General features: G+C 72.8%; 21 protein-coding genes. 5 read left to right on the top strand and 16 right to left on the bottom strand.

The features are described 5' to 3' along the window. Positions 1-392: 392 nt before the first annotated feature. From rlmN to ACIPYW_RS17515, 6 genes are all read right to left on the bottom strand, one after another. Complete coding sequence (gene rlmN / locus ACIPYW_RS17540; protein WP_400415884.1) at positions 393-1,625, bottom strand: 23S rRNA (adenine(2503)-C(2))-methyltransferase RlmN; 1,233 nt, start codon at positions 1,623-1,625, stop codon at positions 393-395. Between the two features lie 9 nt (positions 1,626-1,634). After that, the gene (locus ACIPYW_RS17535; RefSeq protein WP_400415882.1) at positions 1,635-2,039 is read right to left on the bottom strand and encodes a hypothetical protein; all 405 of its coding nucleotides are present in this window, start codon (positions 2,037-2,039) and stop codon (positions 1,635-1,637) included. Between the two features lie 36 nt (positions 2,040-2,075). Beyond that, positions 2,076-3,053, bottom strand: coding sequence for a C40 family peptidase (locus tag ACIPYW_RS17530; protein WP_400415880.1), 978 nt, complete (start codon positions 3,051-3,053; stop codon positions 2,076-2,078). Between the two features lie 328 nt (positions 3,054-3,381). Further along, positions 3,382-4,275 carry an alpha/beta fold hydrolase gene (locus tag ACIPYW_RS17525; RefSeq protein ID WP_400415878.1) on the bottom strand — a complete coding sequence of 298 codons (894 nt, stop codon included), beginning with the start codon at positions 4,273-4,275 and terminating at the stop codon, positions 3,382-3,384. A gap of 88 nt (positions 4,276-4,363) precedes the next feature. Beyond that, positions 4,364-5,341, bottom strand: coding sequence for a helix-turn-helix transcriptional regulator (locus ACIPYW_RS17520; RefSeq protein ID WP_400415876.1), 978 nt, complete (start codon positions 5,339-5,341; stop codon positions 4,364-4,366). Further along, on the bottom strand, positions 5,338-5,505 hold the full coding sequence (locus ACIPYW_RS17515) for a hypothetical protein (protein WP_400415874.1): 168 nt from the start codon (positions 5,503-5,505) through the stop codon (positions 5,338-5,340). Before ACIPYW_RS17515 ends, ACIPYW_RS17520 begins: the two co-directional genes overlap by 4 nt. A gap of 290 nt (positions 5,506-5,795) precedes the next feature. On the opposite strand from ACIPYW_RS17515, the gene ACIPYW_RS17510 reads away from it, so the two are divergent. Both ACIPYW_RS17510 and ACIPYW_RS17505 read left to right on the top strand, forming a co-directional pair. Beyond that, a complete protein-coding gene (locus tag ACIPYW_RS17510) occupies positions 5,796-6,146 on the top strand; it encodes a GntR family transcriptional regulator (RefSeq protein WP_400415871.1) in 351 nt (116 codons plus the stop codon). Next, positions 6,143-7,096 (top strand): DUF1648 domain-containing protein, encoded by a 954-nt coding sequence (locus ACIPYW_RS17505; RefSeq protein WP_400415869.1) that lies wholly within the window; start codon positions 6,143-6,145, stop codon positions 7,094-7,096. Before ACIPYW_RS17510 ends, ACIPYW_RS17505 begins: the two co-directional genes overlap by 4 nt. A 79-nt stretch (positions 7,097-7,175) precedes the next feature. On the opposite strand, the gene ACIPYW_RS17500 is transcribed toward ACIPYW_RS17505, so the two are convergent. From ACIPYW_RS17500 to ACIPYW_RS17475, 6 genes are read right to left on the bottom strand one after another with little or no spacing between them, the layout of a single operon-like run. Next, entirely contained in the window at positions 7,176-8,093 is a 918-nt protein-coding gene (locus tag ACIPYW_RS17500; protein WP_290132229.1) for a phosphogluconate dehydrogenase C-terminal domain-containing protein, read from the bottom strand. Beyond that, positions 8,090-8,941 carry a sugar phosphate isomerase/epimerase family protein gene (locus ACIPYW_RS17495; RefSeq protein ID WP_400415867.1) on the bottom strand — a complete coding sequence of 284 codons (852 nt, stop codon included), beginning with the start codon at positions 8,939-8,941 and terminating at the stop codon, positions 8,090-8,092. Before ACIPYW_RS17495 ends, ACIPYW_RS17500 begins: the two co-directional genes overlap by 4 nt. Then, complete coding sequence (locus ACIPYW_RS17490; protein WP_400415865.1) at positions 8,938-9,714, bottom strand: triose-phosphate isomerase family protein; 777 nt, start codon at positions 9,712-9,714, stop codon at positions 8,938-8,940. Before ACIPYW_RS17490 ends, ACIPYW_RS17495 begins: the two co-directional genes overlap by 4 nt. Next, positions 9,711-10,214 (bottom strand): ribose-5-phosphate isomerase, encoded by a 504-nt coding sequence (locus ACIPYW_RS17485; RefSeq protein ID WP_400415864.1) that lies wholly within the window; start codon positions 10,212-10,214, stop codon positions 9,711-9,713. Before ACIPYW_RS17485 ends, ACIPYW_RS17490 begins: the two co-directional genes overlap by 4 nt. Beyond that, on the bottom strand, positions 10,207-11,943 hold the full coding sequence (locus ACIPYW_RS17480; RefSeq protein WP_400415861.1) for a dihydroxyacetone kinase family protein: 1,737 nt from the start codon (positions 11,941-11,943) through the stop codon (positions 10,207-10,209). Before ACIPYW_RS17480 ends, ACIPYW_RS17485 begins: the two co-directional genes overlap by 8 nt. Next, positions 11,940-13,322, bottom strand: coding sequence for an MFS transporter (locus ACIPYW_RS17475; RefSeq protein WP_400415859.1), 1,383 nt, complete (start codon positions 13,320-13,322; stop codon positions 11,940-11,942). Before ACIPYW_RS17475 ends, ACIPYW_RS17480 begins: the two co-directional genes overlap by 4 nt. Positions 13,323-13,543: 221 nt before the next feature. On the opposite strand from ACIPYW_RS17475, the gene ACIPYW_RS17470 reads away from it, so the two are divergent. Both ACIPYW_RS17470 and ACIPYW_RS17465 read left to right on the top strand, forming a co-directional pair. After that, the gene (locus tag ACIPYW_RS17470) at positions 13,544-14,302 is read left to right on the top strand and encodes a FadR/GntR family transcriptional regulator (protein WP_290132235.1); all 759 of its coding nucleotides are present in this window, start codon (positions 13,544-13,546) and stop codon (positions 14,300-14,302) included. A gap of 83 nt (positions 14,303-14,385) precedes the next feature. Next, complete coding sequence (locus ACIPYW_RS17465) at positions 14,386-15,033, top strand: class I SAM-dependent methyltransferase (protein WP_400415856.1); 648 nt, start codon at positions 14,386-14,388, stop codon at positions 15,031-15,033. A gap of 12 nt (positions 15,034-15,045) precedes the next feature. On the opposite strand, the gene ACIPYW_RS17460 is transcribed toward ACIPYW_RS17465, so the two are convergent. From ACIPYW_RS17460 to ACIPYW_RS17445, 4 genes are all read right to left on the bottom strand, one after another. Further along, positions 15,046-15,936: a sugar phosphate isomerase/epimerase family protein gene (locus tag ACIPYW_RS17460; protein ID WP_400415888.1), complete on the bottom strand. Its 891-nt coding sequence runs from the start codon at positions 15,934-15,936 to the stop codon at positions 15,046-15,048. A gap of 65 nt (positions 15,937-16,001) precedes the next feature. Next, positions 16,002-17,333, bottom strand: a complete 1,332-nt coding sequence (locus ACIPYW_RS17455) for a DUF993 family protein (RefSeq protein WP_400415854.1) — start codon at positions 17,331-17,333, stop codon at positions 16,002-16,004. Then, the gene (locus ACIPYW_RS17450) at positions 17,330-18,574 is read right to left on the bottom strand and encodes a Gfo/Idh/MocA family protein (protein WP_400415851.1); all 1,245 of its coding nucleotides are present in this window, start codon (positions 18,572-18,574) and stop codon (positions 17,330-17,332) included. The genes ACIPYW_RS17455 and ACIPYW_RS17450 overlap by 4 nt, the downstream gene beginning before the upstream one ends. A 287-nt stretch (positions 18,575-18,861) precedes the next feature. Further along, on the bottom strand, positions 18,862-19,896 hold the full coding sequence (locus ACIPYW_RS17445; protein ID WP_400415848.1) for a LacI family DNA-binding transcriptional regulator: 1,035 nt from the start codon (positions 19,894-19,896) through the stop codon (positions 18,862-18,864). 220 nt (positions 19,897-20,116) lie between these two features. Here ACIPYW_RS17445 and ACIPYW_RS17440 point away from each other — a divergent pair, with 220 nt between their 5' ends. Next, the gene (locus ACIPYW_RS17440; RefSeq protein WP_400415886.1) at positions 20,117-21,400 is read left to right on the top strand and encodes an extracellular solute-binding protein; all 1,284 of its coding nucleotides are present in this window, start codon (positions 20,117-20,119) and stop codon (positions 21,398-21,400) included. Positions 21,401-21,512: the final 112 nt, after the last annotated feature.

Below are 21,512 nucleotides of genomic sequence, written 5' to 3'. Positions count from 1 at the left end.
CTCCGAACCGAGCAAGCTCGGCCACGGGGTCAATAAATTGGCATTGACAATGTGCACGCTGTTGAGTTCTCAAGGACCAGACGCACTCCCCACTCAGCCCGCAGTTCAGCGGACGTCGTCAGAGAGGCTGGTTCGTTGCCCGGGCGAGACTCGGAGGCGACCGTTCCGGCCGTTCCGTTCTCCGCCTCAGCGGCAACGAGTGATTACTTTACGCAGAGGTGAACGGCAGCGCCAACACGTGTCGCATCCCGGGCGTGTCGTCCCCCGACTTCCCCGGGAACACGCGGGAGTCGGGGTACCGCGCCGCCCGTACTCTGCCAACGCGACCCCGGGAACGACGAAAGGCACGATGCGGAACCGCACCGTGCCTCCAGGCAGACCTGCCCAGCCGTCTACTCAGCCGCAGCCAACTGGCCGCAGGCCCCGTCGATCTCCTTGCCGCGGGTGTCGCGGAGGGTCGTCGGGATGCCGGCGGCGTTGAGGCGGCGGACGAACTCGTCCTGCACGTGGGGCTCGGACGAGGTCCACACCGAGCCGGGCGTCGGGTTGAGCGGGATCGGGTTGACGTGCACCCAGCCCCGACCGCGCGCGTTGAGCTTCTCGGCGAGCAGGTCGGCGCGCCAGGCGTGGTCGTTCATGTCCTTGATGAGCGCGTACTCGATCGACACGCGGCGACCGGTCTTCGCGTAGTACTCGTACGCGGCGTCGATGGCCTCGTCGGCCTTCCACCGCGAGTTCACCGGGATGAGTTCGTCTCGGAGTTCGTCGTCGGGTGCGTGCAGGGAGAGCGCGAAAGTGATCGGGATGTTCTCGTCCGCGAGCTTCTTGATCGCAGGGACCAGGCCCACGGTCGAGACGGTGATGCCGCGGGCGCTCATGCCGAGGCCGTTGGGCTGCGGCGCGACCATGGTCCGCACGGCCTCCATCACGCGCTTGTAGTTCGCCAAGGGCTCCCCCATGCCCATGAAGACGATGTTCGTCACCCGTTCGGCGTCGACGCGGTCCTTGCCGCCCTTGCGCGGGTCGCCCCCGAGCTCACCGGCGGCGATCGCGGCGTTCGCCCGGACGATCTGCTCGATGATCTCGGCCGTCGACATGTTCCGCGTCAGCCCGGCCTGCCCGGTGGCGCAGAACGGGCAGTTCATGCCACAGCCGGCCTGCGACGACACGCAGAGCGTGATGCGGCCCGGGTAGCGCATGAGCACCGACTCGACGAGGGCGCCGTCGTGGAGCTTCCAGAGGAACTTGATGGTGTCGCCGTTGTCCGTCGCCAGTCGCCGGGTCTCGGTGAGCAGCGGCGGGAGCATGCCGGCGACGAGTTCGTCGCGCTGGGCGGCCGGCAGATCGGTCATCTTCGCCGGGTCGGACGTGTGGTGCGTGAAGTAGTGGGTCGAGAGCTGCTTGGCGCGGAACCCCGGCAAGCCGAGCTCCTTGACCTTCTCGACGCGTTCCTCCACCGTGAGGTCGGCGAGGTGCACCGGCGGCTTGCCGCGCTTCGGCGACGCGAACTGCAGGAGCGGGCGGCCCGCGGAGTCCTGCGCCTGGGTCCAGCCCTCGGTGCGCGGGCGCACCTGCGGACGAGCAGAACGCTGCTCTTCGAACGGGGTGCGGGTCTCGGAGGCCATCACGCCAGTTTACGGGAGGCCCACGACGAGGGCGGGCACGGCGGCCGGTGCGAAGGCGGCGGGCAGCAGGGCGAGGGTCACGCCCCCGACGACGAGAGCGCCGATCGCGGTCGCCGCGACACCGACCACGAGGGTGGCGATCGCCCAGCCGTGAGCGGCACCGACCCGACGGCGCAGACCCTGGGCACCGGTGACGAGGCACGTCACGGGCAGGCCGACACCGAGGAGCCACGCGAGCACGAACCACCCGAGGGCACCGGCCAGTCCGTTCGCCTCGTCCGAGAACGCGGCGGTGAGGAACAGCAACCACGCCACGACGAGCGACAGGACGACCCCACCCGCTGCGGCGAGCATCACCACGAGGTCGATGGCCCACCGCGCTGACGACGGTCGGACGGCGGTCTGGTCGGTCACGGGCCCACCCTACGGGGGCCGAGGACCCGGTGCGGGTCAGCTCCCGGCGGGCAGGAGGCGCGCGAAGTGGTGCGCGGCCGGGTACATCGGCACGATGTCGACGACCTCACCCGGGTGCGGCGCCTGCAGCACGAGACCCTGGCCGAGGTAGATGCCGACGTGGTCCTCGTTGTCGTAGACCACGAGGTCACCGGGCTTCGCCTCGGACTCGGGGATGGTCGTCGCCGCGGCGTCCTGCGTCGGGACGTAGTGCACGAGCGGGATGCCCACGGCGGCGTACGCGACCATGGTCAGGCCCGAGCAGTCGATGCCCGAGTGGGAGGCGCCGCCCTCGACGTAGGGGTCGCCCATGTACTGCAGTGCGGTCGCGAGGATCGTCGCGCGGTCTCCGCCGGCGGACAGTGCCGCCGAGATCGCCGACTCGGCCTCCGCCGTGGTGACGCCGAACCGGGTCACGACGGTCGGGTACGAGACCACGGTGGTCGTGGTCGAGACGCCGTCGATCGCGGTCACGGGAACCTCGACGTCGTGCGCCACGGTGTAGGTCTGCAGCTCGGCGGCGGGGACCCCGGCCAGCGCGCTCTGCGAGGTCGTCGTGCCCGAGTGCGCCTCGGTCGACGGGGTCGCGGCGTTGGCGGGCACGGCGAGGGTCAGGCTCGAGGTCACGGCGAGCGCGGGTGCGAGGAGGACTGCGGCGCGCTTGGCGTTCGCGGCGCGACGGACGTGCCGGGGGTCGAGGGCGCGCTCGGCCTTGAGCGTCGCGGTGCGGGAGAGCACGGCAGAGCCGGCGGCCACCACGGGCACGGGACGCATCGCGACGACGCGGGACTGCTTCGTCGGCTGGACGAAGGTCGACCGAGCGGCGGCGGGACCGAGCGCGGAGCGACGACCGCGCGGACGGCGGAGCGCCGGCTCGGCCGTCGACGTGGAGGGAGCGGGTCCGGGAGCGGTGGGTGCGGGCAGCGCTTCGGCGTGCTGGCTGTCGGCTGCTGCGGGCAGAGCGTGGCGTCCCATGGTTCCTTCCGTCGCGACCTCGGGAGAGGCGGCTCGGGCCGGTCCACCGGAGGGACGACCCGAGAAAGTAACGTATTGGTCACGGCGGACCGCGATGCTGGGCGGTTCCGGCGTGTTCCTGCGGTTCGTCACAGGAAGCGCCGCTCCTTGCAGGGTCCTCAGATGGGCGCCACGGCTGCGGTGCCGGCCATCCGGCGGCCGTCTGCCGCACGACGTCGGCGATCCGGGCCTCCCGGTCGGACGCGAGGCGGTCCACTCAGGACCCGACCTGCCGGACCGGCACGTCCACCGGGCTGTCCCCCGAGGTGTCCCCCGGTCGTCCACGGCATCAGCCGCGGAGGTGGGCCCGCACCCGCTCCTGCACCGCGGCGGCCTCGTGGTGGTCCCACACCGCGAAGTGCGTCCCGCCCGGGAGCCGGAGGAGTTCGGCGTCCGGCACCTCGCGGAGTGCCCGCTCGCTGTGCTCCGGCAGGACGTCGGTGTCCGCGTCTCCGTGCACGAGGAGCGTCGGCGCCCGCACGGCCCCGAGGTCGAGGGAGGTGATCGCGCCGAGGTTCGCGACGTCGTTGCGCCAGCCGTCGCGGTGCGCGCCGGAGCTGTTGCCGGTGGCCGCGAGGTCGAGCACGAAGCGGCGACGGCCCGGGTCCGCCATGACGTCGCGGACGTGGGCGTCGAGCGCTGCCCCGCGGAGCGAACTCACCCCGGCGATCGCCGTGCGGACCACGAGCCCGGGGACGACCCGTGCGGCGAGCGCGGAGGCGAGGGCGCCGGCTCGGGTCTGGGTCACGAACCACTCAGCGGGGGTCGTGCGCGGGGGCGTCCACCGTCCGGAGAGCCCGGCGGCGACGACGAGCGCCGAGACGCGGTCGGGGTGGGACACGGCCAGTCGGTAGGCGCTCGGTCCGCCACCGGACCACGCGAACACGGCTGCTCGGTCGATGCCGAGCCGGTCGAGCAGTGCGACGGCGCGGTCGGCGTCGTCGTCGAGGCTGCTGCGGCCGTGGCGGACGGGCGTGCCGAGGTAGCCCGGCCGGGACACGGTCACGACACGGAAGCCGTCCGAGGGCAGGAACCGTGCCATCACGTCGGCGGTGTCGACCCCGCCGGGTGTGCCGTGCAGCACGAGGACCGGTGCGCCGGCGCCACGGACACGGACGACGTCGCTGCCCATCGCGTGCGCGTGCCCGTCCGAGGTCGGACCGGGGCGGGTGTCGGGCTGCATGGCCTCGACGCTAGCCGCGCGGTGCCGTGGACGCGCCATGGAGGGGGTACGGATCGCCTGGACGGGTCGCGGCCCACCGGCACCCCGCTCAGCGCACCGCGGTCCGGCCGCGCAGGCGGAGTGTCTCGCCGGGGTACTCCCCGAACTCCTCGTGGTACGCCCCGGAGAACCGACCCATGTGCTTGAAGCCGCAGGAGATCGCCACGGCGGCGACCGAGGAGACGTCGGGGTCGGCGAGCTGCAGGCCGAGCCGGGCCTTCTCGAGGCGGATCTCGCGGAGGAACGCCATCGGGGTGACGCCCTCGTGCCGCTGGAAGGCCTCCTGGAGCGTGCGCACGCTGACCTCGGCGGCCTCGGCGATCTGCGGGACGGTGAGGGGGCGGTCGAAGCGTGCGTGCATGAAGGTCTTCGCCCGCTGCACGGTGCTCGCGTGCGGACCGGCGACGTGGCCGTCGGGCATCGGTTCGAAGGCGGCGAGCACGGCCTCGGCGAGCATGAGGTCGAGGGCGTCCCGCCCCTCGCCCACGGTCGAGCGGTCGAAGAGCGCCGGGGCCACGGCCCGCACGACCTCCTGGAGCGGACCGAGCCGTTCGGGCTCGACCACGACGGGGAGGTTCAGCGGGCGCGGTGCGGCGCCGGTGTCCATCGTGGCGACGGCCTCGAGGAAGTCCGCCCCGAAGTGCACGAAGTGGTGCGTCCCCGCGACGGCGTCGATGGTGAACTCGCGACCGGTCGGGAAGGCGACGGGGACCGAGGCATGCATCGTGACGGGTGCCGGCCCGTCCGCATCGATCACGGTCCCGCCGTCGACCGCCCACGAGAGCACGTACTGGCGCTCGGGTTGCAGGACACCGGAGAAGCGCGACGACGACGAGGACGTCCGCAGGCTCACCCGGCCGTCGCTCATCGCGCGGTAGCGGAGTCGGAACGCGGTGTGGTCGGCGAAGTGCAGGTGGCGACCGTTGTGGACGTCGCGGAGCAGGGCACTCGCCTCGCCGGGGTCCGTCAGCGTGTGGACGACGTCCTGCACGGCACCGCGGTGCCGGTCGGACCGTCCCGGCGTCACGTGCGGCTCGATCCACCCGTGGCTCGCGACCAGCTCAGGTCGGCCAACGTGGGCGCGGCGTCCTGCTGTTCGACCGCCCAGCCGCGACGGGCAGCCTTGCGGAGGTGCCGGTACGTCGTGATCCGGACCGGATCGACTGCTCGGTTCGACTCGTACTTCGTCATGGTGCGCTCCCTGGACGACATCACGGCGCCCAGGACACAGCAGCTCGACTGGTCGATCCGCGCATTCCCTGGACACGAAACGGACTCGTTGCTGGGGCTCGACGGTACGCGCGGCGCGGACGGCGCACACGGATGCGGCATCCAGGCTGCCCGTATCCGCGCGTTCTGGATGTCCCTCGCACGGGGGCCGCCGGACGCGACCGGTCACCGGACTGGAGGCCCGTGGCGGCGCCGCCACGGGCCTCCAGTTCGATGCTGCGCACGCCGCATTGTTCGCATACAATGCGAACATGTTGATCACCGTCGACCCGGCTGCGCGCGCCTCGCTGGCCGACCAGATCGCGACGCAGGTGCGCGTCGCGATCGCGCGCGGCGACCTCGCCGCGGGCGCCCGTCTGCCGTCCGCCCGCGACCTCGCCGCGTCGATCGACGTCAACATGCACACGGTGCTCCGCGCTTACGCGCGGCTGCAGGAAGACGGGCTCATCGAGCTGCGACGCGGACGCGGAGCGACGGTGCTCCGGTCCGGGAACGCATCGTTCGACCGGCTCCGCGACCTCGTCGGGGAGCTCCGTGACCAGGCGGACGCCCTCGGGGTGCCGCTCGACGAACTGTTCACGATGCTGGAGGGGGCACGATGACGACCACACGGACGACGATCGGGACACGACTGGCGGTGGTGGCGCCGAACGTCGTGGCGCTCGTGGCGCTCACGGTGACGGGGGCACTCCTCGCGCCGCGGCTGCCGGCACGGATCGCGACGCACTTCGGTGCCGACGGACGCGCGGACGGCTTCGGGTCGCCGTGGCCGTTCTTCTGGATCTCCCTCGCGGTGTGCCTCGCATCGGCGGTCGCCGGCGTGGCGGTGCTCCGGCTGCGCGACCGGAGCACCGCCGCGCTGCTCATGCTCGTTGCGTCGCTGATGGGTCCGATCTTCGCGGCGGCGTGGACCTCGACGGCCGTGATCGCGCTCGTCGGCAGCGATCGGTTCGCCTGGTGGTGGACGCTGGTCTTCGTCGCGATCGGCGCTGCCGCGGCCGCGATCTCCGTCCCACCGCTCTGGCGCGGCAGGGCTGCCGCGCCGACGCAGAACGTCGACGCGCTCGACGTCACGCCGGAGACCCGGGTCGCGTGGCGGTCGCACGTCGGGAGCCCCTGGTTCGTGGTGCTCGGGCTGGCGTTCATCGCGCTCGGTGTCGCGCTCGCTGCGTGGACGGCGGCGAGGAGCAGCGGTTCGGCCGTCGTCACCGGTCTCGTGTTGCTCGTCGCCGGGTTCGCGGTGCTGGTCCTCGCCCGTGTCGAGGTCACCGTCGACCGGCGCGGACTCCGCGTGACGTCGTCGGGGACGCGGCTCCCGATCATGCGGGTGCCGCTCGACCGGATCGATTCCTGCGGATGGGAGCAGGTCTCCCCCGGGCAGTGGGGCGGCTGGGGGTACCGGATCTCCGGTCGAGGCATCGCCTACGTCACGCAGTCCGGGCCGGGGATCGTGGTCCGGTTGCGGGGTGGTGGCGCCCGGGTGGTCACCGTCCCCGACGCACAGCGCGGCGCGGCGGCCCTCGGGACCCTGGTGGCACGGACGTCGGCCTGAGCACACAGGAACGCTGAGCACAGGGGAACGCCCCGCCGGAAGGGGGTCGGCGGGGCGTTCCGGTTCGTGGGGAGGCGGGTCAGCGCTTGACGGCGTCGATCTTCAGCATCTTGGCGATCACGGAGTCGAGCTCGCTGTCGTCGAAGACCTGCTTCCAGTCCTCCTTGATGAGCTTCTCGCGGCCGTAGCCCATCGCGATGTGGCACGCGTCCGAGAACGGGTTCGAGCCGCGCAGGCCGTTCGTGAGGGCGATCCAGGTGTGGCCGTAGAGCATGGCGCGGGCGGCCTCACGGGGCACACCGACGCCCGTGACGGTCTCCTCGAGCGCGTCGTTGAGGAAGTCGCCGATCATGCACGCGATGGTCTCGACGAGGGTCGGCTCGAGCACGGCGAGCTGCTTGACGGTGACCCAGTGCACCTGGATGACCGGGGCGTACATGGTCGTGATGACGGCCTCGGCGATCGCCTTCGCGCGGTCGCCCTCGTCGCCCAGGGACTCGGAGGCGTCGAACGCGGCGATGACCTCCTGCGGCGCGGCGATGCCGCCGAAGGTGTCGTCCCACTCCTCCTTCGTGGTGCGCTCGAGGAACACCGACGGGTGGCACGGGTGCGCGACGGCGTAGTGGACGTCTTCGCGCTCCGCGAGCAGCCCCGCGTATGCGGCGGCCGGGTCGAGGGTGAGGATCGTCGCGCCGGGCTTCATGGCCGGGACGAGCTGCTCCGAGATGCTGCCGAGCAGGACGTCCGGGACCGCGAGGACGACGACGTCGGCGGCCGCCGCGGCCTCGACGCTGTCGGTGAGCGACCGGCCGAGGGCCTGGATGCGCTCCTGGCCGGCGGGCGAGGCCTCGCTGTAGAGCGTCGTGTACTCGCTCTTGGCGAAGTTGTTCGAGACGCGGGTGCCCATCTTGCCGCCGGCACCGATCACGGCGACGGTGACGTCGGCCGTGCCGGACCCGGCAGCGACGGTGTGCGTGGTGGTGGCGGTGTCGGTCATGATTCCTTGCTCCTGATGTGGTCGATGGTGTGCTGGGTCCACTCCGCCTCGGTGCGGCAGGTGGTCTGTGCGGCGGTCTCGTCGCCGTCCGGCTCGGCCCCGGCCCCGGCTGCGGCGTCCTGCCACGGGAGCCAGAACTCGACCACGCGGTTGATCCCCCGGGTGTGCGGGTCGATCGCGGCGCTGACGCCCGCGTAGTCGAGGAGGCCGGTCCCCGTACGGACGCCGGTGTACTGGAAGCCGACCCATCCGGGCGACCGGGTGAAGGCGGCGTCCTTGACGTGCCAGTTGCGGACGTACGGTGCGGTCAGTGCGACGACCTCGGCGGGGCGTTCGAGCCGCGCGACGGTGTTCGCGGGGTCGAGGCAGATGCCGAGGTGGTCGGAGTCGATCGCCGCGACGACGGCGACGAGGTCCGTGGTCGCGACGACCTCGTACGTCTCCAGCGCCAGGGTCACGCCGGCTCGCTCGTACGCGGGCAGTGCGGTCCGCAGGCGTCGTTCGGTCTCGGTGGCGTCGGGCTGGTCGTCGCCGCTCGTCCACATGCTCCGCACGAGCGTCGCGCCGAGCTGCTGGGCGACGTGCAGGTACCGGGCGAGGTGGTCCGGGTGCGTGCCGCGTGTGCCGACCTCGAGCGTGAGGCCGAGGTCGTCGGCCAGTGTCCGGATCGCCGCGAGCCGCTCGTCCGACGCGGTGTCGAGCGGGAGGTGGTCGCAGACCTGGAAGAGGTCGACGCCGTCGTGGGAGGCCGCGTCGCGCATCGCGTCGTCGAGCGACATCGGGTCCGGGACGCGGTCGGACATGCGCCAGGAGTAGGCGTAGGTGGAGAGACCGAGCAGGGACGTCATGCGCGCACCCCCTGCTCCTGCAGGGTCAGCACCTCGTCGAGGATGGTGGTGATCGCGGCCGGGTCGTGGGCGAACCGTCCGAGGAACAGTCCGCCGATTCGGCCCTGCCCACGGGTGAGCAGCCCCGGTCCGGCGCTGCCGCCGTAGATCACCGTGCTGCCGGTGAGTTCCGGCCGCGACGCGAGGTGCGCCTCGAGCCCGGCGAGCACGTCCACGATGTGGTCGTCCGGCGCGGGCGCCGGCGCACCGATCGCCCACACCGGCTCGTACGCGACGATCAGCGGCCCGGCGAGGCCGTCCGCGGTCGCCGTGGCGAGCGAGCGGTCCAGTTGCGCGGTCACCTCGTCGATCGCGTCCGCACTGGAGGCACGGGTCAGCTCGCCGACGCAGACCAGCGGCCGCAGCTGGTTGCGGTACGCCGCGTGCACCTTCCCCGCGACGTCCTCGTCGGTCTCGTGGAACAGGCTGCGCCGTTCGGCGTGGCCGATCTCGACGAGGTCGACGCCGATCTCACGGAGCTCGGCGCCGGAGACCTCGCCGGTGAACGCGCCCTCGTCGGCCCACGCCAGGTCCTGCGCCCCGAGCAGGACCGGAGCATCGCCGATGACCTCGCGCACGGGCACGAGCGCCGGGAACGTCGGGACCACGAAGAGCTCGACCGCACCCGACCGGACCGCGGGGTGGGCGCGCGCGGTCTCCACGACCGCGGCCGTCCACTCCAGGGTCCTGGCGTGCGATAAGTACGTCTTCAGCGACACCCCGACGAGCGTCACGGTGCGTCGGTCCCGACCGGCGCCGAGCCGTCGTAGGCGCAGATGGCCTGGACCTTCTCGGCGCTCGCGCTGGACGGGTCGAAGGTGTAGCCGAGCCACTCCTTCGCCATCCGTCGCGCGACCTCGACACCGACGACCCGCTGGCCCATGCAGAGGACCTGCGCGTCGTTCGACAGGATCGAACGCTCGACGCTGAAGGAGTCGTGCGCCGTGACCGCACGGATGCCCGGGACCTTGTTGGCGGCGATCGCGACCCCGAGCCCGGTGCCGCAGACCAGGATCGCCCGGTCGGCCTCGCCGTTCGCGACCATCTGTGCGGCGTCGACGGCGACGTGCGGGTAGGCCGTGTGCCCGTCCGCGTCCACACCGACGTCGACCACGGAGGCGACGCGCGGGTCGGCCTCGAGGTCGCGCTTGATCGTCTCCTTGTACTCGAAGCCGGCGTCGTCGGAGCCGACGACGAGACGGAACTGCTGCGCGGGCTGCTCGGTGTCAGGCATGCTGCTCTTCCTTCTGCGGGGTGAGGGTCGCGAGGACCGCTGCGGTGATGAGGGCGAACGAGATCGCGCCGGCGTCCGGCGTGCCGACCGCGTCCTCGCCGTGCGTGCGGGCGCGGCCCTTGCGCGGGAGGAGGTCGGCGGTCGCGCTGGCAGCCGCGGTGGCCGCGGCCGAGGCGGCCGACCAGGCGGTGACGAGGTCGTCCCCCGCCCGGACCCGCGCGGACAGCACGTCGTCGAACGGTACGAGGGCGTCGACCATCGTCTTGTCTCCGACGACGGCACCGAAGGCCAGGACCGCCTCGGCGGCGGCGTGCACGGCGTCCGCGACGGTGGCGGCGGACGGACGCGACTCGTCCCCGACGACGCGACCCAGTGCCTCCAGGGCGGCTCCCCAGATCGCACCGGACGTCCCGCCGGCCCGGTCGGACCAGGCGTCCCCGGCGATCGCGAGCACGCTGCCGGCACCGGCGCCGCGCTCGACGGCGTCGCGCCCGGCGGCGGCCGCTGCGGTGGACCCGCGCTGCATGCCGATGCCGTGGTCGCCGTCGCCGGCGACGGCGTCGATGCGGCCGAGTTCGTCGACGTGGTCGTCGACGGTGGCCCGGATCGCGTCGATCGCACGGGCCACGACCGCCGCCGAGCGGCGGGACGCCTCGGAGCCGACGGTGACCGGGGCCAGGGTGCCGGCGACGAGTTCCTGCTCGGACACCGGCTCGGCCGGCACGGCTCCGCCCTTCCGGTACGCGGGGCTGTCGGCCGGCGCTGCCCAGAGGTGCTCGAGTTCGTCGTCGAGCCAGAGGAGCGTCAACGAGACGCCGGCCATGTCGAAGCTCGTGACGAGTTCGCCGACCTCGGGCTCGACGACGACCGCTCCGGCCGCCTCGAGCAGACGGACGACGCTGCTGAAGACGACGAACAGCTCCTCGTACTTGACGCTGCCGAGGCCGTTGAGGATCGGCACGACCCGGGCACCGTCCGGCACGACGCCGGTCGGGAGCTCGGTGAGCAGGCGGTCGACGAGCAACTCCGCGAGACCGGCCGCGCTCGGGACGTCCGCCTCCGCGATGCCCCGCTCGCCGTGGATGCCCATGCCGATCGCCATGCGCCCCTCCGGGACCGTGAAGAGCGGTTCGTCGGCGCCCGGGAGCGAGCAGCCGGAGAAGGCGACACCGAAGCTCCGCGTCCGGTCGTTCGCGCGCTCGGCGAGGGTGGCGACGGCGTCGAGGTCGTCGCCGCGCTCGGCCGCGGCGCCGGCGACCTTGAACACGCAGAGGTCCCCGGCGATCCCGCGACGCTCGTGCGCCCGGTCCGCCGGTGCGCTGGCGACGTCGTCGGTCACCCGGACCGTGCGGACGGGGATGCCCCGCGCCTCGAGGGTCCGGGCGGCGGCGTCGAAGTTCAGCACGTCGCCGGCGTAGTTGCCGTAGGAGAGGAGGACTCCCCCGCCGTGGTCGACGGCGGCCGCCACCGCGGAGACCTGCTGGGCGCTCGGGCTGGCGAAGAGGTTCCCCATCGCCGCGCCCGCCGCGAGGCCGTGCCCCACGAGGCCGCCGAACGCCGGGTAGTGACCGGAGCCACCGCCGACGACGAGGGCGACGGTGCCGTCGGGGCTCGTGGTGGCGCGGGCGACCCCGCCGTGCACCTTCCGGACCCGCGCCCGGTTCGCGGCGACGAACCCGTCCACCATCTCGTCGGCAAAGTCCGCCGGGTCGTTGTACAGCCGGGTCATGCGCGGCTCTCCGCCCGCTCGGACTCCACCCTGCGGATGCTGCCGGTCAGCTCGCCCTTGCTGCGGCGGGCGAGCACGACCATGAGCACGCTCGACAGCAGCATGAAGAACCCGACCACGAACATCGGGAGCTGGTAGCCGCCCGTGGCGTCCTTGAGCGCACCCGTGATGTACGGCGCGGCGAACCCGCCGAGGTTGCCGAGCGTGTTGATGAGCGCGACACCCGCTGCGGCCGCCGCACCGGAGAGGAACCGGGTCGGCATGGTCCAGAAGTTCGGGAGGGCGGCGAAGATCGCGCAGGCCGTGACCGCGATGACGGCGACGGTGGCCGCCGGCGAGTCCATGTAGAGCGCGACGGGGATCGACAGGCCACCGACGAGGGCCGGGACCGCGATGTGCCAGACCTGTACGCCGCGGCGGAACGCGTCACGGGACCAGAAGTAGAGGACCACCGCGGCGGGCACGTACGGGATGGCCGTGATGAGGCCCTTCTGGAACAGGTCGAACGTGGTGCCGAACTGCTGCTGGAAGCCGTCGATGATCGTGGGGAGGAAGAAGCTCAGCGCGTAGAGGCCGTAGATGAAGCCGAAGTAGACGCCGGCGAGCATCCAGACCCGGCCGGACCCGAAGGCTGCCTTGAGGCCGCCCTTCGCGCCGTGCCCGTCCTGCTTGTCCTTGTTCTCCGCTGCGAGCGCGCCCTCGAGCCAGGTCTTCTCGTCCTCGTCGAGCCACTTCGCCTGGGACGGCTTGTCCTTGAGCACGACGAGGCAGAGGAGGCCGACGATGATCGCGGGGATGGAGACGCAGAGGAACATGAAGCGCCAGCCCTCGAGGCCGCCGAGCAGGCCCTCGTGGGTCATCAGCCAGCCGGCGAGCGGCGACCCGATGACACTGGTGAGCGGCTGCGCCAGGTAGAACAGCGCGAGCATCTTGCCGCGGTGACGTGCGGGGACCCAGGTCGAGAGGAACAGGATTGCGCCCGGGAAGAACCCCGCTTCGGCGACACCGAGCAGGAAGCGGAGGCCGACGAGCTGCGGGTAGTTCTGCACCCACGTGAAGAGCAGCGAGACGATGCCCCACGTGATCATGATGCGGGCGAGCCACACGCGGGCGCCGAACTTGTGGAGCGCCAGGTTCGACGGGACCTCGAGCACGAGGTAGCCGATGAAGAAGACCCCGGACGCGAACCCGAACTGCGCCGCCGTCAGACCGAGGTCGGCCTCGAGACCGTTCGGGGCGGCGAACGAGATCGCGGTGCGGTCGAGGAAGTTGATGAAGAACATCAGCGCCACGAAGGGCACGATGCGTGTCGCGATCTTGCGGATGGCCGATCGTTCGACCGCCGAGGTCGGGATGCCTCGGGTCGCGGGGATGTCCACGGTGACTCCTGCTCTGGGGGGATGGTTCGGACGCTGCTGCGCGCCGGGTCCTGCGGGCGCCGCTGTGCGCCGGGGTCCAGTGTGGGCGCTCACCCGCAACTTGTCAACCGGTTGACCATGCTGCGCGGTCGGAGGGTCGACAGAGCACGCGGACAGCCACCGCGCCCCCCGGCCCGGCGCGGGCGAGCGGGAACCGGTTGACCGACCGGTACGCTCGCCCCATGCCCGCGTTCAGTGAGAACGACCCGCTCAACATCCGCCTCGAACTCGAGTCGGTGCCGGCCGGGTCCCCCGCCTCCGAGGTCGCGCGGCAGCTCGTGTCCCTGCTGACCGCGGGTGACCTGGCGCCCGGCTCCCGGCTGCCGTCCGAGCGGGTGCTCTCCGAGCGCCTCGGTGTCGGCCGGTCCGCCGTGCGGGAAGCCCTCGCGGCGCTGGAGATCCTCGGCATCGTGCAGATCCGACCGGGATCGGGCACCTACCTGCGTGGCGGCACCTCGGACCTGCTGCCCACGACGCTCTCGTGGGGGCTCATGCTCGCCTCGAACCGGACACGGGAACTGCTCGAGGTGCGGTCCTCGCTCGAGCGGACGGCGGCGATCCTCGCGGCGCAGCGGGCCACCCCGGAGCAGCTCGACGAGCTGCAGACCTACCTCGACCGCCAGCAGGAGTCACTCGACGACCCGGACGCGTTCATCGATGCCGACGTCCGGTTCCACGTCCTCATGGCCCGGGCCGCGGGGAACGACGTGCTCGCGGACCTGCTGCAGAGCCTCCGGTCGATGCTGAGCGTCTGGGTCGGCCGACGGGTGCGCACGCGGCAGGCGACCGAGGCCGCGTACGACGAGCACCGGGCGATCCTCGCTGCCCTGCGCGCCGGGGACGTCGCGGCGACGCAGCGGGCGATGGACGAGCACATGGCCACGGCGAGCGCCCGCATCGAGAACGCCGAGCCCGTCCCGGCGGAGGCCGACGCCAGCTGATCCGGAGCGGAGCGGCGGCGGAGGCGTTGCCGTCCCGGCAACACCGCTTGCGGTCGACGGCGTCGGTCGGCTGGAGTACCCCCGTGCACCTCCACGACGACCCCACGCCCGACACCGACGCCCGCTCCTGGTGGGAGGCCCGGTACGCCGAGCGCGACGGCATCTGGTCGGGCCGGGTCAACGCCGTGCTCGCCTCGGTGGCGGCGGGACTCCCGGTCGGTCGGGCGCTCGACCTCGGCTGCGGTGAGGGCGGTGACGTCGTCTGGCTCGCCGAGCGCGGGTGGTCGGTGGTCGGGGTCGACCTGTCCGTGACCGCGCTGACCCGGGCCTCGGCGGCGGCCGTCGCAGCCGGGGTCGAGGAACGGACGTCGTTCGTCGCGGCGGACCTGGCGTCGTGGGAGACCCACGCGCGGTTCGACCTCGTGACGGCGTCGTTCCTGCAGTCGTGGCCGGTCGCGATCCCGCGCGCGGCGATCCTCCGCCGTGCGGCCGGGTTCGTCGCCCAGGGCGGGCACCTGCTCGTCACCGCGCACGCCGCTCCCCCGCACGGCGACCTGCCCGAGGAGCTCCAGGGGTACCGGTTCCCGTCGCCGTCGGACGACCTCGCGGCGCTCTTGCTCGACGACGGGTGGGAGGTCCTCGAGGCAGCCGGACGCCCGCGCACCGCGACGACCCCGTACGGCCACGAGCACCGCACCGTCGACGGCGTGGTGCTCGTCCGGCGACGTTGAGCCCGGGTCGTGTCAGCGCGGCAGCGGCAGCGACAGCGGCACTTCGGCGGCGAAGGCCCGGACGACCCGGTCCACGACCTCCGGCGCCGGCGCGTCCCACACGGCCTGGTTGAAGATCTCGACCTCCACGTCCCCGGTCCACCCGGCCGCCGTCACGGCAGCGGTCACCGGCCCGAAGTCGACGTGCCCCTCACCCATCACCCCGCGGGAGAGCAGCGGGTCGGCGGCGATCGGGGTCGTCCAGTCGCACACCTGGAACGACGCGATGCGGCCGGCGGCCCCCGCGCGCGCGACCGACGTCTCGAGCGCCGGGTCCCACCACACGTGGAACGTGTCGACGACGACCCCGACCGCGGCGGCCGGGAACGGCGCGGCGAGGTCGAGCGCCTGCGCGAGCGTCGACACCACGGCACGGTCGGCGCAGTACATCGGGTGCAGCGGTTCGACGGCGAGCCGGACCCCGGCGTCGAGCGCGTGCGGCACGAGGGCCGCGAGCGCGTCGGACACGCGGGACCGGGCGCCGACGAGGTCCTTCGAGCCGTCCGGCAGGCCGCCGGCGACGAGCACGAGGACGGGCGCGGACCCGGGTGCCCCGGCAGCGGCGAGCGCGGCGGCCTCGTCGATCGCCCGCCGGTTGTCGTCGAGCGCTGCGGAGCGTCCGGCACCGTCCGGGATCGTGAAGAACCCGCCGCGGCAGTGCGACGAGACCCGGAGTCCGGAGTCGGCCACCATGCGGACGGCCTCGTCGAGCCCGACGGCGGCGACCGGCTCTCGCCATGTGCCGATCGCCCCGACACCGGCGGCCGACACGACGTCGAGCGCCTCGGGGAGGGTCGCGTACTTGACGGTCGCCTGGTTGATCGAGAGCCGCGGGTGGGGTGCGGCGGTCGTCGGCGCGTCCACGATGTCGGCGGGCGCGGTCTCGGCGTCCCCGCGTCGACCGGGCGTGGCGAGCCGGCCCCCGGCCGTCACGCGACCACCCCCGCGAGGTGTGCTGCGTCGGGAGCCGAGCCGTGCCTCCCGGCCGACGCGGCCGACGCGGCCGACGCGGCCGACGAGACCGACGACGGCGCCGCGACCCCTGCCAGCGCGAGCAGGTCGTGCCAGCGATGGGCTGCGAGGGCGGGGGCCTCGAGGGCGCCGCACGCGTTCGCGAGCCGGACCGTCTCGGACAGGTGCGGCAGCGAGCGGCCCGCGTGCAAGCCGCCGACCATCGTGAAGGCGGGCTGGTGGCCGTTCAGCCAGGCGAGGAAGGCGATGCCGGTCTTGTAGTGCCACACGGGTGCGCTGAAGACGTGGCGTGAGAGCGCCTCGGTCGGGCCGAGCAGGGCGCGGAACGCGGCCTCGTCGGGCAGGACCTGCACGGCGGCGGAGGCGACGGGGCCGAGCGCCGCGAAGGCGCCGAGCAGGGCGTCGGAGTGGTGCGTGCCGTCACCGGCGATGAGGTCGACGTAGTGGTGGTCGTCGCCGGTGAACATCCGGACGCCCTCGGGGAGGCGCGCACGGAGGGCTGTCTCCGCGCGGGCGTCGAGGAGGCTCATCTTGATGCCGCTCACGCGGTCGCCGGCCTCGCCCATGACAGCGAGGACGGTGTCCGCGCCGGACGCGCCGCCGTCGGCCCGGTCGGCGGTCGCGCCACCTCCGGCCCGGTCGGCGGTCGCGCCGAAGTAGCCCGCGAGCGCCGGGTCGAACGCCTCGCCGAGCCAGTGCAGCACGACCGGGGCGGACGCCCGCGAGAGGACCGCCGCGTACACGCGTCGGTAGGTCGCGGCGGGGTCGGAGTCGCTGCGTGCGAGGCGTGCGAGGTGTCGGCTGGCCATGAGGACGACCCCCGCGCCGGCGTCCTCGGCGTGGTGGAGCTGTCCGACGTAGGCGTCGACGACCTGCTGCTCGGTGGCCGGCGCGTCGGGGAGGTCGTCGGTGTTCACCCCGACGACGAGCCGGCCGCCGACGGACTGCGCTTCGCGGGCACTGCGGGTGACCAGCTCGCGGGTCGCCGCAGGATCGAGGCCCATGTTCCGCTGCGCCGTGTCCATGGCGTCGGCCACGCCGAGGCCCCACGACCAGAGGTGGTGCCGGAAGGCGAGGGTGGCTTCCCAGTCGAGGTCGGCCGGGGCTCCGGGGGTGTTGTCCGCGGCGGCGCGCGGGACCACATGCGCGGCGGCGTACACGACGCGTTCGGTCAACGGCGCCGTCGGCTTCGCGACCGGCTGCGCGGCCGCGAGCGGCTCGCGCAGCGGCTCCGTGGTGACGGAACCGTCGGCGGCGAGGAGCGTCAGCTGGTCGGGGCGGGCAGTCATGCGCTGACGGCCTCGGCGTCGGCGGGCTGCGCCGCGGCGGGATGCGCTGTGTCCGGCTCGGCGTCGGCCTGGAGGCGCGGCTCGGCCGGGGTGCGCAGGTCCAGCTCCGGCAGGTCGATGCGTCGGCCCTCGGCGCTGGACCGCAGACCGGCCTCGGCGAGCGCCACCCCGCGGGCGCCGGAGAGCAGGTCGTACCGGTGCGGCCGTCCGGCGACGAGGTCGCGGACGAAGTCCTCCCACTGGGCACGGAAGCCGTTGCCGTACTCCTCGTCGGGGACCTCGAGCCACTGCCCGCGGTAGTCGCGCTCGTCGCGGAGGTCCGGGTTCCAGACCGGCTTCGGGGTGGCGGTGCGCGGCTGGATCCGGCAGCCGAACAGCCCGACGACCGCGCTGCCGAGGGTGCCGTCGACCTGGAACTCGACGAGTTCGTCACGGTCGACGCGCACGGCCCAGCTCGAGTTGATCTGCGCGGTGACCCCACCGGCGAGGTCGAACACCCCGTAGGCGGCGTCGTCGGCGGTGGCGGCGTAGGGACGCCCCTGCTCGTCGGCGCGCTGCCCGACGTGGGTCACCGCCCGGGCGTAGACGGACTCGACACGACCGAAGAGCTGCTCGAGGACGTAGTTCCAGTGCGGGAACATGTCGACGACGATGCCGCCGCCGTCCTCCTTGCGGTAGTTCCAGCTCGGGCGCTGCGCGGCCTGCCAGTCCCCCTCGAACACCCAGTAGCCGAACTCGCCCCGGACGCTGAGGACGCGGCCGAAGAACCCGGAGTCGATGAGTCGGCGGAGCTTCCGGAGGCCCGGCAGGTACAGCTTGTCGTGCACGACGCCGTTCGGGACCCCGGCGTCGGCGGCGGCCTGGGCGAGTTCGAGGGCCTCGGCGGAGGTCTCGGCGGTCGGCTTCTCGGTGTAGACGGCCTTCCCGGCGGCGATGGCCTTGCGGAGGGCTCCGGCACGGGCGCTCGTCACGGCGAAGTCGGCGAACACGTGCCAGCGGGGGTCGGCGAGGGCGGCGTCGAGGTCGGTCGTCCAGTGCTCGAGGCCGTGGCGCGTGGCGATCTCCTCGAGCTTGGCGGCGTTGCGTCCGACGAGGATCGGTTCGAGCTGCACGCGGGTGCCGTCGGGCAGGAGCACGCCGCCCTCCTCGCGGATGGCGAGCACCGAGCGGACGAGGTGCTGGCGGTACCCCATGCGTCCCGTGACGCCGTGCATGATGATGCCGATCCTGCGTGTGGTCATCGCGTGCTCCCTTGCTCGCCGTGGCCGCCTCCACCGGTACGGAAAGCGCTTGCCAGGCACCGTACACCACGGTGTGAGCGCTCCGCAGCCCCTCGAACACGAATCGCACATGGTCGGGGCGGAGGGCAGTGTGCCGGACTCCGCAGCCTCCACGGCGGTCGCGACTCCCCGCCTGTGGCGATCGATCGGTCACGGACGGTCGCTCTCCCGACCGCCGGACGACGATTCGCGACCGCCCGACGGTCGAGCGCGGGCGAGTCGCGGCAGGGCGAACGGCGCGCCGCGGACTACCGGGCCGTGCTCGCGCGCAGCACGACCTCGCCGTCGACCGCGCCGCCCACGTCGGTGCCGAGCGCACGCCGGACGGCTCGCGCCCCGATCTCTTCGAGCGGCAGGCGGACGGTGCTGAGCGCCGGGACGACGTCGGCGAGCATCCGGACGTCGTCGAACCCCGCGACACCGACGTCGACGCCGGGTACGAGACCACGCTCCCGGATCGCGGCGAGCGCCCCGACCGCCATGAGGTCCGTGACCGCGAACACGCAGCGTGGCAGCGGTGCCGCTCCCCCGGCGGCGGCGTCGAGGAGGGTCTCCATCGCGCGGTGTCCGCCGTCGCGCGTGAAGGCCGACTGCACCACCCAGGGGTCCGGCACCGCCAGTCCGTGTGCTGCGAGACCGGCGACGAACCCCTCGTACCGTGCGTGGGCAGTGGCGAGGGTCGGGTCGCCCGCGAGGACGGCGAACGAGTCGTGCCCCTGTTCGACGAGGGCTCCGGCCAGCGCTGCGGCTCCACTGAGGTTGCGGATGACGAGCCCCTCGACGCCCGGCACCGCCCCGCCGTCGAGGTCGGAGACGAGCGCGGCGACCCCGGCACCGCCGGCGACGAGGGCCTGCACCGCGGCTCCGGTGTCGGACGCGGCACCGAGCCTGCGGCTGACGGCGAGCACCACGGCCCGGGGGCGGAGGCCGGCGACCACGGCGAGCACCTCCTGCTCGCGCGAGGCGTCCCCGCCCGTGGAGGTGATGGTGACGACGAGTCCGGCCTCGTCGGCGGCGCGGATCGCCCCGGCGGCGATCGCGGCGAAGTACGGGTCGGCGATGTCGCCCACGACGAGGGCGAGGGTCGTGGTGGTCCCGCGGGCGACCGCCTGGGCTTGCACGTTGGCGGTGTACCGGAGCTCCCGCGCGGCGGCGTGCACCCGGTCGAGTGACTCCTGCCGGACCTTCCGCGCGCTGCCGTTGAGCGCCCGCGAGGCGGTCGCGAGCGACACGCCCGCGCGCTCGGCCACGTCCGCCAGGGTGACCGTGCCCCGCTCCGGCATGTCGTGCCTCCAGTCCGGACCGCGACCGCGGTCTGAGCGCGAGGATAGCGATTTCCGCCGGCGACCGCGCCGTTCGGCGGCGCAGGTCGCGTTGTCATCACATGATTTTGGAAAGCGCTTGCCAACGAGCGTTCGCTCGTGTAGACCTGTGGCACTCGGCCGAGACCCCCTGAACGCTCACCCGCGGCGCACGCCGTGGTCCCGAACGAAAGCAGTGACGATGAAGTCCTCGAAGAGAATGCTCGCCCTCGCCGGCGGCATCGCCGCGCTCGCCCTCCTGAGCGGCTGCGCGTCCGGCGGCTCCGGCTCGAACGGCGGGAAGGTCGACCAGCTCACCTTCTGGCTGTCCACCTCCACCGCGCAGGAGAAGGGGTACCAGGACCTCGCCGACTCCTACGAGAAGGAGACCGGAGTCTCGGTCAAGATCGTGAACCTCCCGTACGACGGTCTCCAGACGAAGCTCCGTGAGTCCGCCCAGGCGAACTCGCTCCCCGACGTCGTCCGTGCCGCGGGCATCGACCCGATCTGGACCGGCAAGACCGTCGACCTCGCGTCCATCGTCGACGACGACGCGAACAAGATCGACCAGGACATCATCGCGAAGGACAAGGACGGCAAGATCACCTCGATCCCGTCCGACGTCACCGCGGCAGGGCTGTTCGTCAACAAGTCGCTGTTCGACAAGGCCGGGGTGTCCTACCCGACCGACCCGTCGAAGGCCTGGACCTGGGACGAGTTCCTGCAGAAGGCCGACCAGGTCAAGGAGAAGACCGGCGCGAAGTACGACCTCGTGTTCGACTCCTCGCCCTCGCGACTCCGGGCCTACATGTTCACCAAGGGCACGGACTTCATGCAGCAGGAGGAGGACGGCTCCTTCCCGACCGACTCGAAGACCGTGAAGGCGCTGCAGGACTTCGCCGACATGAACGACGACAAGACGATGCCGAAGTCGGTGTGGACGAGCCAGCAGGACCCGAACGCACTGTTCAAGAGCGGTCAGGTCGTCGCGTACTTCTCCGGCGTCTGGCAGTCGTCCGACTTCGCGTCGAACATCACCGACTTCGACTGGGCGAGCGCAGCGACCCCGGCCGATCCGACCCACGCGACGGAGATCAACTACGGCGGCAACATCGTCGGGTTCGAGAACTCCGACACCCGTGGCGCCGCGGCGAAGAAGTTCATCGCCTACATGTACGACCCGACGAACTACGCGAAGCTCGTGACCACGAACGGGTTCCTCCCCGTCGAGTCCGGCCTCGACATCACGTACCCGTTCGAGTCGCAGGCAGCGAAGGACTCGTTCGCGCTGTACCAGAAGGAGATCGAGGCAGCGGCACCGATCTCGAGCTCCTACGCGAAGGAGAGCGCGCGCTGGGGTGTCGAGGGCAAGGAACTCGGCACCGACCCGACGACGGCCGAGGTGGGGAAGCTCATCAACGGCCAGCAGTCGGCGAAGCAGACGCTCGAGACGATCACGAAGTACTACGAGGACCACGTCGGCTGACGGAGCGGGGCGGGGGGGCCCCGCCCCCCCCCCGCCCCCCGCCCCCCCCCCCCCCCCCCCCACCCCACCCCCCCCCCCCCCCCCGGGGGCCCCCCGGGGGCCCCCCCACCCC

The organism is Curtobacterium sp. NPDC089689, assembly GCF_044749145.1.
Taxonomy (GTDB): Bacteria; Actinomycetota; Actinomycetes; order Actinomycetales; family Microbacteriaceae; genus Curtobacterium.
The sequence above is the reverse complement of the archived record's forward strand: the minus strand, read 5'-3'. Positions and strand labels throughout refer to the sequence as shown.